A 13,949-nucleotide genomic window follows, 5' to 3' on the forward strand; every position below is an offset into this window, starting at 1 on the left:
ATGAACGGCCGTGATGACGATCCGCTCCTCGAAAAATTACGCGGTTTGCCGCCGAGCACGCTCTCGCCCGCGCGTCGGGTGAAGACGCTCTCCGCGGCGGAGGCGGCCCTCGAAGGGAAACGGCCGGCAGCATGGCGGTGGCCCGAGCTCGCGCTGGCCTCGGTGCTGGCGCTGGCGGGAGCGATGTACACGGTCGAGTCGTTCGCCCGGATCGGGCACATCTACGGGCCGGCCGTCGCGTCGGCCGAATGAATCAGCCTTCTTCGAGCAGCTTCTGCACGAGCGCGCGGCCCTCGGGCGTCCTCGCGCGCTCGGCGCTCGTGGTCGTCATCGGCGTCCAGCTCATGTCGACCTCGAGCCGGTACGAGCCCTCGAACACGTGCGGCGGCGAGCCTCCCCATTCCTCGGGGGAGAGCATCGAGAAATAAAGATCGTCCTCGCCGCGCCGATAGAGGTGATACACGCGGCCGGGGATCTTGCGGAAGCTGCAATGTGCCCGGTGCAGGCGCGCCGAGATCCGCGCCTCGTCGAGCAGGCGCCGCGCCTCCTCCTGGAGCGCGCGCATCTGGTCGCGGATGACCTCGAGCTTCGCCCCGACCACCATGCCGAGCGCCTGGTCGGCCTTCTCGATCTCCTGCGCCATTTCGACCAGGTCGATACGCGCCGCGAGGCGGCTCGTGGGGTACGGGACGGCGCGGGTCGTGGCGAGCTCGGCCGAGCCGTCCCGCCCTTCGGGGTCGGTTGCCATGGTGGCGCGGACCCTAGCAGATACGAGGCCCGCCTTCAGCGACCCCGCGCGCCCTGCTTCTCCTGGGCCACCTCTGTGAGCAGCCCCTTCGCCTCGGTGAGCGCCGCGATGGCTTGCTCGCGCTCGCCGGCCGCCGCGCGCGCCCAGCCCTGCTCCCGCAGGATCGAGCCGAGCAGCTCGCGCGCGCCGGGCTCCTTGCGCGCGGCCGCCTTCCGCGCCGCCCCCGCCGCGAGATCGGCCCGCCCCGCCCGCGCGAGGGCCGCCGCGAACCCGGAGAACCCCCGCGGCGGGGCGGCCGACGGCGCAGAGAGCAGCAACCCACAGAGCTCGGCCCCCGCCTTTTGCGCGGACGGCTCCGCGCTCTCGAGCGCCACGCGCGCCGCGGTCCAGAGCGGCGACGGCAGGAGCACCCTGTCCACGATCCCCCCGAGGAACACCCGCGCCGCGGAGAGCGCCTCGGCCGCGTCCCGCGCGCGGCCGTCCCCGAGCGCCTCGAGCGCCGCGAGCCCGAACGACACGAGCCGGAGCGGCGGCGACGAGGGCAGGTCCGAGAGGATCAGGCGTCGCGGCGCCTCCTCGCGGCCCCCCGCGAGCAAGGCGCGCGCCCGGCGCACGAGCGGCGCGATCTCGGGCGCGACCTCGGCCGCCCGCTGGATCGCGTCCGCCTGCGCCTCACCACGCGACGCGGCGATCACCTGCGCCGCCGCGAGCCGCGCGAGCGCGCTCTCCCGCGCCGCGTCGTCGGGCACGTGGCGAAGCGCGGCCCCGATACGATCGGCTTCGAGCGGCGTGAGCGCGTCACCGAGCGCGTCCGCGTGCTCGGCGGCGTGGCCGATCGCGAGCGCGCCGAGCGAGGTCGTGGGATCTCGGCCGAGCTCTTCGAGCAACGAGAGCCCCGACGCGCGCACGAAGCGGCTCGGCGAGAGCAGCCGGCCGCGCGCGATCATCAGCTTGCCAAAGGACGACGCGACCGCCGGATCGGCCGCCGTCGCCTCGACGAGCACGAGCTCGGCCGGGCTGCGCTCGCCGAGCAGCCGCTCGATGCGGCGCACGCGGGCCGCCGTCGCGACGTCCGCGGCGCCCTTCTCTTCATCGGCCCGCGCGGCGGCGCGGCCGAACGCGACGAACGCCCCCTCCGCGTCGCTCACCGCTTCGAGGCAGCGGCCGAGGAGGTAGAGCGCGCGCGCCGTCTCCGCGCGCTCGGCCTCGGCCCGCGCGAGCGTGAGCGCGAGCGCCGCGCCCTTGGGCCCGAGCCGCGCGAGCTTCCGGCACAACTCGAGGATCGCCGGGAAGTGCGCGCCGCCTGCCGGCAGCGTGCTCCAGTAGGCGGCGACGCCCGGGAGCTCCCGCTCGTCGACGATGCGCGCCGCGCATCGGAGCGCGCCGAGCGCCGCGCGCGCCGCGAGGGACGGGTCCGCGCCCGGCGTGAGGAGCTGCTTGTACACCGGCAGCGCGAACCGCGCGCCCCCGTCGCCCGTCGTGGAGCGCTCCAGGGCCTCGGCCGTGCGCAGCGTGGGGGAGTCGAAGAGGGACACGGCGTCCTCGCTAGCTCCCTCCCCGCTCCGTCACGAGCCCGAGCGAAGGCAGCCGCTCGCGCGCGCTGTCGATCCGCGCCGTCTCCGCGTTGATCCCCTCGAGCTTGCGCCGCAGCGCCCCCGCGTCGGTCGTGTCCGCGGTGAGGCTCCCGAGCGGCCCGAGCACCTTCTCGTGGAGCTGCGCGACGAGTTTGTCCCGCTCGGCGATCTGCATCGAGCCCACGTCGGACGACGACGGGACGAAGTCGACGAGCTTCCGCTCCACGCTCTGCGCGTAGTACCGCTCGTTCCTGAGCCTGCGCTCCAGGTACGCCGGATCGTCGAGCCGCATCTGCGCGAACTCCTCCTGCATCGCCGTCTCGTCGAGGGCCTGCACCTCGTTGAAGACGCGGCGCCAGGCCACGGCGTCGTTCGCCTCGTACGCCGCCATCGCGCGCGCCTCGATGTCCGCGAGCCGCTTCTCCCAGGCCGCGCGATCCATGCCGTAGAGGTTGCCGGACGTACGGTAGACGCGGCGCCTCAGGTCGTCGAGCTCCGACTCGAAGCGGGCCATCGGCGGCGAGAGCGTCTCGTTCGGATCGCCGCGGTACCAGTCGACGAGCAAGCGCAGCTTCTCGCAGAGCGCCTGCAGTTTGTCCGGATCCGTGGCGACGACCTCGCGGATGCCCGCGACGAGCATGTCGGCCTCGGCGCGGTAGCTCTGCGCGCTCGCGCCCCAGAGGGACTTGTTCGTCGACTCGGCCTCCTCGAGCAGCGACTCCACCGCGCCCGCGGGGTCGAAGCGCGGCGCGGCGGGTGGCTCGACCTGCGCCCAGAGCTCCTGCCCCGCCACCACCGCGCGCGCCTCCATCCGCATCGCGTCGTCGCAGCGCAGCGTGAGATCCACGGGCGTGCCGACGGCGAGCTCGCGCGGGACCTGGAGCAAGAGCGTCTTGATCGGCATGCGGTTCTGCAGGAGCCGGAGCACCACGGCGCCGCTCTGATCGGCCGTGAAGAACCGGCTCTTCACCTCCGCGGGTAGCCCCGCGCCCCGCGCGATGAGCACGCGCCGCTCGCGCCTCCCTGCCCGCACCACCTCGATCGCGAGGTCCTTCGCCACGACCGACGGCCGCGAGAGCGCGCTCGCCCGGGGCCGGACGTCGCCGCGGTAGAGCGCGAAGGGCAGCTCCGCGAGCACCTCCCGCTCGACCGAGCGCAAGGCCACGCGGGACGTCTGCTCCGGCTCCTCGCCGAGCGGCACGTCCATCCGCACCACCACGCCCGCCGCGTCCGGCAGGGTCGCCTTCGTGATCTCCTCGGTGCCGTTCATCCCCCGGAAGATGACGATCTCCGCCGCGCCCTCGGGCGCCTCTTCGACGCGCACGCCGAGGCGGAGCTTCGATCCCTGGCTGACGAGCGGCGTCGTGAAGCTGACCGCGATCTTCCGATCGGCGTCCCCGATCCGCAGCCCGCCGAGCTGCGCCGCGTGGATGGCCGCGCCGAGCGCGACGCACGTGTCCACCTCGTCCTGCAGCGGCTTCTCCGAGCGGCTCTTCTTGCAGATCGCCTCGGTCACGCGCCGCACGACCATCGGCACGCGGGTCGAGCCGCCGACGAGGACCACGTGATCGATCTGGCCGAGGTCCACCGACGACGTCTCGGCGCTCCGCGCGAGCGCGCGCTCGCAGCAGGTGATCGTCGTCTCGACCAGATCGCCGATCGCCTTCTCGTACTCGGCGCGCCCGATGTCGCCCTCGAACGACACAGCCTCGCCGTTCTTGTCCTGCATGAAGTCCTGCTTGGACAGGCTCACGACCTCGGAGGTCGAGAGCGACTCCTTGATCTCCTGCGCGAGGTGGACGAGGCGGCCGAAGCGCTGGCGATCCTCCTCGTCGCCGCGCACGTCGAGGTCGAGGGCGTAACCTCGCTCGACCAGCATCCCGCGCAGCTTCTCGGCGAAGCGCCGGTCGAGGTCGTCGCCGCCGAGGTAGTTGTCGCCGTCGATCGCGAGCACCTGGTACTCGCCGCCGAGGCAACGCAGGATCGAGACGTCGAACGTGCCGCCGCCGAGGTCGTAGACGAGGAAGTTGCCGTCGCCGAGGCGGCTCTTCCACGTGTGGTAGATGGCCGCGGCCGTGGGCTCCTGCAGGACGCCGATCACCTCGAGCCCCGCCATCTCGCCCGCCTTGCGCGTGGCCTCCACCTGCGGCGCGTCGAAGTACGCGGGCACCGTGATCACCGCGCGATCCACGCGCACCTCGATGCCCTCGGCCGCCTGTTTGCCGAGGTGCTCGCTCAGGCGCGCCCGCAGCTCGGCGAGGATCTTGGCGCTCACCTCCTCGGGCGTGAGCGCGTGCGGGCCGACCTCCACCGTCGCGTTTTGCCCCATCTTGCGCTTGATCGACTCGACCGGCGGCGGCGTCTTGCCGCGGCGCTGGCGCGCGGCGTGGCCAACGAGGAAGGCCTCGCCCTTGGGATCCCAGGCGACCGCCGAGGGCACGGTGCGCCGCCCGAACCGGTCGGCGTAGATGTGGAGGTCACGCTCGGACGGGTCGAGCATGGCGATCTCCGAGTTGGTCGTGCCGAGATCGATTCCAACGGGACGGTCGACGAACATGGTCTATCGCTTCCTCTCGGGAGACGTGGGGGGAGGCTGTGCCGCCGCGGCGAGCACGGGATCGTCCTCGAGCGAGGGCAGGGTCCGAGGCGCCTTCTCGGCCCCGCGGCCGAGGAACGACACGAGCGCCGATGCGACCGAAGGTCGAGGCGCGAGATCCGCGAGCGACGTGGGCTCCTCGGCGGGGGCCTTTCGTAGCCTGGGCGGGGCCTTCTCCGGGCCCGTACGATCGAGCGCCGGGTGGCGCGGGCGGGCGCCGACGGCCGCCTGCAGGCGGCGCAGCGGGTGCATCGTCAGCTCTTCCCAGGCCGCGCGGATCTCGGCGCGGGTCGCCTCGTCCGCGTCCTCGGCGAGCTCGCGCAGGCGCTCGGTGATGCCGTGCGGGCCCTCCCTCGGATCGAGGTCGAAGCGCTCGAAGGGGTTTTCCCGTCCGTCCGTCATGGCCTGATCCCGAGGAGTTTCCGGGCCTCGCCGAGGCGCTTCTTGGCCTCCGGGAGCCGCGTGGCCCCGGGGTAGATCTGCTCGGCCTGATCGATCAACCCCGCGGCCTCGTCATGCCCCGTTCGCGTGGGCGCGCGCGCGCCGGGCAAGAGCCGCAGCGCCTGATCGCAGAGGGTGTTGGCCTTCATCAAGCGCGCGTTCCTGTGCGTCGGGCAGATCCGCAGGGCCCAGTCGAGCAGCTCCATCGTCTCCTTCACCGTGCGCACGACGTCGGAGCGGAAGACGAGCATCTGCGCCGCGCGGGCCGCGTAGGCGATCCTCGACGGATCCCCCTCGATGCGGCGCGCGAGCGAATCGACGAGCGGCGCGATGGGCGCGAGGAGCGTCCGGAGATCGTCCCAGCGGCTCGCGCGGTAAAACGCCCACGCGATCGGCGTGGCCTGCTCGATCGCGGCGTGCTCGACGCTCTCGTCCTCGCCGGACCAGCGCCAGACGGAGGCGAAACGGCCGAGCATCGTGGCCCCCTCCGCGGCGCTCGGATCCCCCTGCGCCGTGGCCTCGGTGAACGCCGCGAGCACGGGCGCGAGCGCCTCCTCCACGGCGACGGCGACGAGCGAGCTCGCGCGGCGCGAGGCGCGGTCTCCGAGGCCCTCGGACGCCCGCGCGATCCGCGCCGCCTCGGGGACACGCCCGAGCGCGACGAGCGCCCGCTGCGCCTCGTCCGTGAGGTCCCGCGCGCCGAGGCGCGCGCGCTCGCCGAGGTCCTCGATGCACCCGAGCAGCGCATCCTGCATGACGCGAGCGAGCCCCATCCGCGAGAGGGACTCGTCGTCCATGATCGCCTTGCCGAGGTCGCGGAGGTACCCCTCTTCGCGGCCGAGGGCGAGCCATGCGGTGACGGATCGGACGAACGCGTCGGGCTGGAGCGCCGGCGCCGCGTCCGCGAGCGCCGCGTGGTGGAGGGCGAGGTGGTGGAGCAGCTCGGCGGGCGCGTCGATCTGGCGCGCGGGTTCGAGGAGGGGGAGCAGGAGATCGAGCTTGCCCCCGGGCGCGGCGCAGTGGATGACGGCTCGTTCACCGCCGGAGAGCTTCCGGAGGGCGGCGCAGAGGCCGGCGCCGCGGGTGGGCGGGCGCGCGTCGGGGCCGGCCTGGTGGCGGAAGAGGCGCTCGAAGGCGACCTCGTCCGTGAGCCGCGCGAGCAGCGCTTCGTCCTCGTCTCGCCACACGGTAGGCATCATCCGCGGGAGGGGCGGAGGCGGTCAAGCGGGGTGGAAGCCGAGAAGGGCATCGACGCCGTATGCAGGGGTCCCGCTCGGGGAGCGGCAGCCTACCGGCGTGCTCGCGCAGGACACGGGTGCGGACGCGGGAAGAAGCCCTATCGTCGATGACGGGCGGCCTGCATTGCGACCGCAATGCCGTCCTGGAGCGTCGCCTTTGTGACGATACCTTGCAGGGATGCGTTGATATGGACGAGCGTCCGGGCCACCTCCGAGCGTATCCCGGTGATCACCGTGCGCGTCCCCAGGAGCTGCAGGCCGCTCGCAGCGACGAGGAGCATGCTGGCGACGTTCTCGTCCACGCGCTTGAGGCCCGTGATGTCGAGAATGACGAACTCTGCGCCTCGGCTGCTGGCGCCCTGAAGCATCGTCTCGATGGCCTGCGCGACCCGGTCCGCGTCCATCGTGCCGATGAGCGGCATGACCAGGATGCGATCCGTGATCGGAATGAGTGGCGTGGAGAGCTCGAGGAGCCGGGTGCGCTGCGCGGCGATGATCTGCTCGTGCAGCGCGGTCCTCTCCTCATCGGCGCGCCCTTTCTCCACGAGCTCGCGCTCGAGCCGCTCCTTGGCGTCGCGCAGCTCGTCGGTACGGGTCATGAGCTCCACGAGGAGCGCCTCGCGCGCGGCCTCGGCGGCGGCGCGCTGCCGGACCTCCTCCTCGAGGCTCGTGTTCTTTTCCCGCAGCGCCCGTGTCATGCGCCGGACGGCGATGTGCGGGCGGATGCGCGCCAGGAGCTCCTCGGAATCGAAGGGCTTGCTGATGTAATCCACGGCGCCCGCATGCAGCCCCTGCAGCCTGTGCTCCCGATTGCTCAAGGAGGTCATGAAGACGATGTGGGTGTCGGCGGTTTTCGGGTTGGCCTTCAGCCGCCTGCACACCTCGAAGCCGTCGATGTCCGGCAACATGACGTCGAGCAGGACGAGATCGGGCTGCTCGCGCTCGATCAGGCGCATCGCCATGCTGCCATCCGTGGCGACGGCGAGGTCCAGACGCTCACCCGATAATGCTTCGAGAAGCGTGTCGAGGTTGACGGGGTTGTCGTCGACCGCGACCACGAGGCCGTTATATTGCGTCAGCGCGTCCATCGAGCCCCCAGAACAGTCGAGGCGCACGACCCTATCAAGAAGTACCACGACAGGAAAGCATCAAACACATGACGCCGTTCCAAAAAAACCCGGGCCAACACGGGCGCCACGCAACCTCCATGACGTGCACCCCGGATCTGGTGGGCCACAATTGTGTTCGCGCATGGCTTCAGCCGTCACCCTCCACGATTCGTCACGATGATGCGCGCGACCGTCGCGAGGCATCCTTTCAAAATTGCATTGACGAGCAGCGCTTCGCTGAGGTTAGTCTGGTGCACGCTCGGAGTTCGTGCACCTGCACGAGACGCGCGGGAGGGGTTCGAGGATGGATCTGACGGGGTATGGCTTGGGGGATGTCGCTTACGAGGGAAGCGAGACACGCGTCTATCGGGGGGTGCATCTTGCCTCGGGCGCGAGGGTGGCGATCAAGGTCCCGCTGACCGACGCGCCAAACCCGCGCGTGCTGGGGCGGCTGGTTCACGAGCATCAAGTGCTTCGGCACCTCGCGGCCGTGGTCGGCGTGGCGCGCGTGCAGGCATTCGAGCAGCGGGGCGGCACGGCGGCGCTGGTGCTCGAAGACCCCGGATTTCGCTCGGTCGATCAGGTGCTCGCCAAGCAGGGTCGTTTGCCGGTGGCGGCCGGGCTGCGGTTCGGGCGACGCCTCGCGCGGGTGCTCGAGGGCGTGCATGCCGCCGGTGTGATGCACAAGGACGTCAAACCGCAGAATGTGCTCCTGGATGACACGTACGAGCAGGTCACCCTGCTCGATTTCGGCATCGCCTCGCTGCTGTCGCAGGAGGCGACCGAGGCGAGCATTCCCGAAGCGCTGGACGGGACCCTGGCGTATATTTCGCCGGAGCAGACGGGCCGCACGGCGCGCGCGCTCGATACGCGCACGGACCTCTATTCGCTGGGCGTGACGCTCTTCGAGGTGCTGTCGGGGCGGCGGCCCTTCACGGACCGCGACCCGCTCTCGCTGGTGCACGCGCACCTGGCCAAGACCCCGCCTCCGCTCGATACGGTCGCGCCGGAGGTGCCGAGCGCCGTGTCGGCGATCGTATCGAAGCTCCTCGCGAAGGATCCCGACCGGCGGTACCAGACGGCGAGAGGCGTGGCCGAGGATCTGGAGGACGCGCTCCGCATGCTCCACGAGCGTGGCGCGGTGGAGCCCTTCTCCCTTGGAAAGAAGGACTTCTCACGGAAGCTGCGGCTACCGCAGGTGCTCGTGGGGCGAGAACGGGACGTCGAGCGTGTAGGCGAGTCGTTTGCCCGCGCAGCGCGGGGCACGGCGGAGCTCTTGCTCGTCGGCGGCCCCTCGGGCATTGGTAAAACGGCGCTGGTGCGCACGGTCTACCACGACATCGCGAAGGCGGGGCGCGGCCTCTTGATTGCAGGCAAACACGACCAGCTCGCGCGGTCGACGCCATACGCAGCGATCGCCCAGGCGTTCGGGGGGCTGATGCGCCAATGGCTCTCGAGCCCGAAGACGGTCCTCGAGACCTGGCGAGCTCGGATCCGGGACGAGGTCGGGGACAACGCGCGGCTGATCGCGGACGTGGTGCCGGAGCTCGACCTCGTCATGGGCAAGTTGCCGCCGGTGCCGCCCGTGGAGGGTGAGCAGGTACTCAATCGGCAGAAGCTGACGTGGCTGAACTTCGTTCGAGCCGTCACGACACCGAACCCGCCGCTCGTCATGTTCCTGGACGACATGCAGTGGGCAGACAGCGCCACGCTGATCATCCTGCAGACGCTGCTGACGGACGTGGAGCGAAAGTCGCTGCTGGTGATCGCAGCATACCGTGACAACGAGACACCGCCCGAGCATCCGTTGTGGAAGCTCGTGGAGGCCACGGAGACGAGCGAGGCCAAGGTGTCGAGGCTGACGGTGGGCCCCCTGTCGGAAGAGCAGGTGCAAAAGTGGCTCTCACGCACGCTCGAGAGCGAGCCGAGCCGCGTGGAGCCGCTGGCGCGTGTGCAATGGCAAAAGACACGCGGAAATCCGTTCTTTCTGGAGCAACTGCTGCTCTCCCTCCACCGGCAGAAGCACGTGGTGAGGGACCCGGAGAGCGGCGAGTGGCGCTGGAATCAAGCGGACCTGGAGCGAGCGCAGGTCACCGATAACGTGGTGGCGCTCCTGACGGACAAGGTGCGAGAAATGCCCGATTCCACGCAGCAGCTTCTGGGGCTCGCGGCGTGCGCGGGGCATACGTTCCATCTCCAGGATCTGGAGCGATTGAGCGGATGGGAGCGCGCCCGGGTGACGGGGGCGTTATGGCCTGCGCTGCAGGAGGAGCTCGTCGTGCCGGTCGACGGGGCCTATCGCCCCGCGCAGGCGCTCGGCGCGGTCGGCGAGGGAGCGCTGGACGCTTCGTACCGGTTCTTGCACGACCGCGTGCAGCAGGCGAGCTACGAGCGGATCTCGCCGGAGCAGCGCATCCTCGCGCACCTCGAGATTGGCCGGCGGCTCTGGGCGCGGTATCGAGCCGAAGGGGGCACGGCTCCGCAACTCCTGGAGCTCGTGCGGCACATGAACCAGGGCTCGGCGCGGATCACCTCCACGGCCGAGCGCAACGACGTCGCGCGGGTGAACCTGGAGGCCGCTCGTGTCGCGAAGGCGGCGAGCTCCTACCGACTGATGGCCAGCCTGCTGGAGAGCGCGCAGGCGCTCCTCGGCGAGCGAACCGCCCCGGAGGAGAAAGCGCTCTCGGTGGAGATTGCGCTGGAGCACCTGGAGGCGGCCTACCTGCTCCGTGCATTCGACGACGTGGAAGCGCGCGCCCTCGACTTGCTCGCGAGTCCACTCCCGGCGGTGCCTTGGTTATCGGCGCAGGAGATCCGCGTCCGCTGCTGCCTGGCGACGGGCCGGTACGCGCGGGGAATCGAGCTCGGCATCGCGGCGCTCGCGGAGCGGGGTTTCACCTTCCCCGACACGGACGAGGCGTGTCTGCCGGCGCTCCTCGAGGAGTCCGCCGCGCTGGATCGATGGCTGGAGCAGGACCTCGACGCGTTCGATCGAATGCCGCCCGAGCGGTCCCTGGAGCACCGGCTCATCGATGCCCTGATGACGCAGGCGCAGCTCTGCTCGATCTACGGCGGCCGGCCGATGCTTTACACGCTCATCATCGTTCGCCTGGTCTCCGAGGCGGTGCGACGGGGAGCCCTCACGCCGGCCGCCACTCTCATGATCAGCAGCTTCTGCAATGTGTGGTCGGTGGCCACGGGCATGTATCGCCGCGTCTTGCGCTGGGTCGAGCCCGGGGTACGCGCCGCGGAGCGCGTGGGGTCCCCGATGCTCCCCGAGTGCCTGGTGCTGCTCGGTATCTACATGGTCTACTCCAGGCCTGTCGACGAGACGGCTGCCCTCTACGAACGAGCCATCACGGGCGGCCTGAAGATCGGCTCGTTCACGGGCACGAGCTGGGGCCTCCTGTCCGAGATTCTCTATTACCGCGTCTGGCGCGGCATGCCGCTCGCCGAGCTCGACGCGCAGTGCAAGGGTCGCTGGGACCTCGTGCAACGCGCGGCGGACGCCGTGGGAAGGCACCACTACGAGACGAGCGCGTCCTATTGTGAAGTGCTGATGAGCCCTGACGGCGCGGCAAAACTCCTGATGGACGAGCCGCTGCCGCGAGGTTCGCGCTCCCTCCTGGCTGACGGGGACGGGTTCACGGGAGGGCTCGCTCGTACCTTGGAGGCTTATCTGTTCTGCGTCACCGGCAGGTGGGAGCGGGCGCTGTCGCGGGCGCGGGAGGCAGACCAATCTCGTGCAGACATCCTCGGCATGCCGCCCGTAACGGACATCCCGCTCTTCCTCGCGCTCGCGGCGGCGAAGTGCTGGCGAGACGGCGCCGACGCCGAGGAGCAGGCGCGGCTGCGGGAGCACATGGAGCACGGGCTCGAGCGGCTGCGTTACTTCGCGGAGGGCTGCCCGGCGAACTTCCTCCACAAGCTGCGCCTCGTCGAGGCCGAATACGCCCGCGTCCTCGGCGAGACCGAGGAGGCGATCGTCAAGTACGACGAGGCCATCGAGCTCGCGCGCGAGCAGCGCTTCATGCACATCGAGGCGCTCTCGACCCAGCTCGCCGCCGAGTTCCGCCTGCAGATGGGCAAGAGCCATATCGGCGGCCTGTACATGCGCGAGGCTCGCGACGCCTACGCGCGCTGGGGCGCGGTCAACGTGGTCGCCCATCTGAGCGCGAAATACCCGACCTTGCTCAGGGCGCCTGTCGAGCGCGCGGCCACGACGACGTCGGTCACGACGTCGGACGCATCGGTGGGCGCGAATTTCGACGTGAACACCGCGGTGCGCGCGGCGCAAGCGCTCTCGAGCGAGCTCGACCCGGAGCGCGTGGTGGGCCGGCTGATGGGGCTCTTGCTGGAGAATGCGGGGGCGCAGCGCGGCGCCCTCGTTCTCAGCCAAGGGGAGGCGCTCTCCGTCGTGGCGCGGCTGTCGGTGGAGGGGGCTCGTATCGAGACGGGTCTGTCGGAGCCGCTCGGGCAGAGCCAGGACGTACCGGCGACCGTGGTGCAATACGCGGCCCGCACGGGCGAGCCGGTGGTGGCGGGTGACGCCCGGACCGAGGCGCGCTTCGCCAGCGACCCCTATTTCGCGTCGCGCGGGGTGCTCGCGCTCCTGGCGCTGCCGCTGGCCCACAGAGGCCGCCTCGTGGGCGTGCTCTACCTCGAGCACCGCGACGTGCCGTCGGCGTTCCCTCCCGCGCGCGTGGAGCTCTTGTCGGTGCTGGCCTCGCAGGCGGCCATCGCCGTCGAGAACGCCATGCTGTACCGGGACCTCGAGGCCAAGATCAAGGAGCGCACAGCCGAGCTTCGGATCGCCAAGGACGCGGCCGATCGGGCGAACCGGGCGAAGAGCGATTTCCTCTCGAGCATGAGCCACGAGCTGCGCACGCCGCTCAACGGCATCCTCGGTTATGCCCAGGTCCTCTCGCGCGCGCCCGAGCTCTCCCCGAAGAGCCGTGACGGGGTGCAGACCATCAAGAAGTCGGGCGAGCACCTCCTCTCCTTGCTGGAAGACCTGCTGGACCTCGCGAAGATCGAGGCTGGCAAGATGGAGCTCGTTTCGAAGAGGTTCGACCTCGACGCCTCGGTGCGCACGGTGGTGGATCTGTGTCGCGTGCGCGCAGACCAGAAGGGCATCGCCTTCACCCAGGCGATCCGCGCGCGCACGATGTCTGCGGTCCATGGCGACGAGAAGCGCCTGACGCAGGTGCTCCTGAACCTCGTGAGCAACGCCATCAAGTTCACCGAGCGAGGGAGCGTGAGCCTCGTCATCGACGAGCTCGGCCGGCCCGAGGGGAGGATCACCCTGCGGTTCCGGGTCGAGGATACGGGCCCCGGGATTGCCTCGGAGCACCTCTCGCGTATCTTCGATCCTTTCGAGCAGGTCGGCGATCACAAGGCGAAGGGCGCCGGCACTGGGCTCGGGCTCGGCATCACGAAGCGGATCGTCGACCAGATGGGCGGCACGATCGAGGTCGAGAGTGAGCTCGGCCGAGGCAGCGCCTTCACGGTGACGCTCACGCTCGCGGAGGCGCCGCCCGCTTTCGCGAGCGCCGACATGGCCCTCGGCTGGGACACCATCACGGGGTATCGAGGAGAGCGCCGCACGATCCTCGTCGTGGACGACAACCCGCAGAACCGTGCCCTGGTGAGCGATCTGCTGGTCCCCATCGGCTTCGAGGTCGTCGAGGCCGAGGACGGTGAGGCGGCGCTCCGGCTGGCCAAGGAGCGAAGGCCGGCGCTCGTCTTGATGGACCTGGCCATGCCGGGCATGGACGGCCATGAAGCCACGCGCCGCCTGCGGCAGATGCCCGAGCTCGGCGAAATCGTGATCCTGGTCTCGTCGGCGAGGGTATCCAAGATCGAACCACAAGAGAGCGTCCGCGCCGGTTGGAACGATTGTTTGCACAAGCCCGTGCAAGCGAGCGCGCTCTTCGAGAAGATCCAGCGCTTCCTCGGCGTGGAATGGATTCACGCCGAGGAGAAGGCCCCGGGGGCGCGGGTGAGTGGTCCGCTGGTGCCGCCTGCAGCCGAGGAGCTTGCCCTTCTATCGCAGCTCGTGACGTCGGGGCGGGTCCGGCGGGTGATGGCGGAAGCTGCGCGGATGGAGCAGGACGACCCGCGACTCCACCCGTGGCTCGAGCAGCTCAGGGGGCTCGTGCGGACGTATCAGCTTCGGAAGCTGCAAGATTTCGTCGATAGCTATGCCGTAGGCACGACCGCGCCCGACGTGAGCGGTTAGTC

8 protein-coding genes are annotated in these 13,949 nt (G+C 70.6%); 2 read left to right on the top strand and 6 right to left on the bottom strand.

The genetic code is table 11. The features are described from left to right. Entirely contained in the window at positions 1 to 252 is a 252-nt protein-coding gene (locus GF068_RS32515; protein WP_153823413.1) for a hypothetical protein, read from the top strand. Position 253: 1 nt separating this feature from the next. Here the strand turns inward: GF068_RS32515 and GF068_RS32520 are convergent, their stop codons facing one another. From GF068_RS32520 to GF068_RS32545, 6 genes are all read right to left on the bottom strand, one after another. After that, positions 254 to 748 carry a DUF2452 domain-containing protein gene (locus GF068_RS32520; RefSeq protein WP_153823414.1) on the bottom strand — a complete coding sequence of 165 codons (495 nt, stop codon included), beginning with the start codon at positions 746 to 748 and terminating at the stop codon, positions 254 to 256. 35 nt (positions 749 to 783) lie between these two features. Beyond that, positions 784 to 2,283 carry a hypothetical protein gene (locus tag GF068_RS32525; protein WP_153823415.1) on the bottom strand — a complete coding sequence of 500 codons (1,500 nt, stop codon included), beginning with the start codon at positions 2,281 to 2,283 and terminating at the stop codon, positions 784 to 786. Positions 2,284 to 2,293: 10 nt separating this feature from the next. Continuing rightward, positions 2,294 to 4,879 (bottom strand): Hsp70 family protein, encoded by a 2,586-nt coding sequence (locus GF068_RS32530; RefSeq protein ID WP_153823416.1) that lies wholly within the window; start codon positions 4,877 to 4,879, stop codon positions 2,294 to 2,296. A 3-nt stretch (positions 4,880 to 4,882) separates the two neighbouring features. Continuing rightward, entirely contained in the window at positions 4,883 to 5,320 is a 438-nt protein-coding gene (locus GF068_RS32535; protein WP_153823417.1) for a hypothetical protein, read from the bottom strand. Next, on the bottom strand, positions 5,317 to 6,546 hold the full coding sequence (locus GF068_RS32540; RefSeq protein WP_153823418.1) for a hypothetical protein: 1,230 nt from the start codon (positions 6,544 to 6,546) through the stop codon (positions 5,317 to 5,319). The genes GF068_RS32535 and GF068_RS32540 overlap by 4 nt, the downstream gene beginning before the upstream one ends. 149 nt (positions 6,547 to 6,695) lie before the next feature. Continuing rightward, a complete protein-coding gene (locus GF068_RS32545; RefSeq protein WP_153823419.1) occupies positions 6,696 to 7,685 on the bottom strand; it encodes a response regulator in 990 nt (329 codons plus the stop codon). A 325-nt stretch (positions 7,686 to 8,010) separates the two neighbouring features. Here GF068_RS32545 and GF068_RS32550 point away from each other — a divergent pair, with 325 nt between their 5' ends. Beyond that, entirely contained in the window at positions 8,011 to 13,947 is a 5,937-nt protein-coding gene (locus tag GF068_RS32550; RefSeq protein WP_153823420.1) for an AAA family ATPase, read from the top strand. Positions 13,948 to 13,949: the final 2 nt, after the last annotated feature.

It is taken from the genome of Polyangium spumosum (genome assembly GCF_009649845.1).
In the GTDB taxonomy this organism is placed as follows: domain Bacteria; phylum Myxococcota_A; class Polyangia; order Polyangiales; family Polyangiaceae; genus Polyangium; species Polyangium spumosum.

Coding starts and splice junctions, on each gene's coding strand:
- GF068_RS32550 (WP_153823420.1), top strand. CDS start 8,011: ATGGATCTGACGGGGTATGGCTTGGGGGATGTCGCTTACGAGGGAAGC.
- GF068_RS32530 (WP_153823416.1), bottom strand. CDS start 4,879: ATGTTCGTCGACCGTCCCGTTGGAATCGATCTCGGCACGACCAACTCG.
- GF068_RS32545 (WP_153823419.1), bottom strand. CDS start 7,685: ATGGACGCGCTGACGCAATATAACGGCCTCGTGGTCGCGGTCGACGAC.
- GF068_RS32515 (WP_153823413.1), top strand. CDS start 1: ATGAACGGCCGTGATGACGATCCGCTCCTCGAAAAATTACGCGGTTTG.
- GF068_RS32520 (WP_153823414.1), bottom strand. CDS start 748: ATGGCAACCGACCCCGAAGGGCGGGACGGCTCGGCCGAGCTCGCCACG.
- GF068_RS32535 (WP_153823417.1), bottom strand. CDS start 5,320: ATGACGGACGGACGGGAAAACCCCTTCGAGCGCTTCGACCTCGATCCG.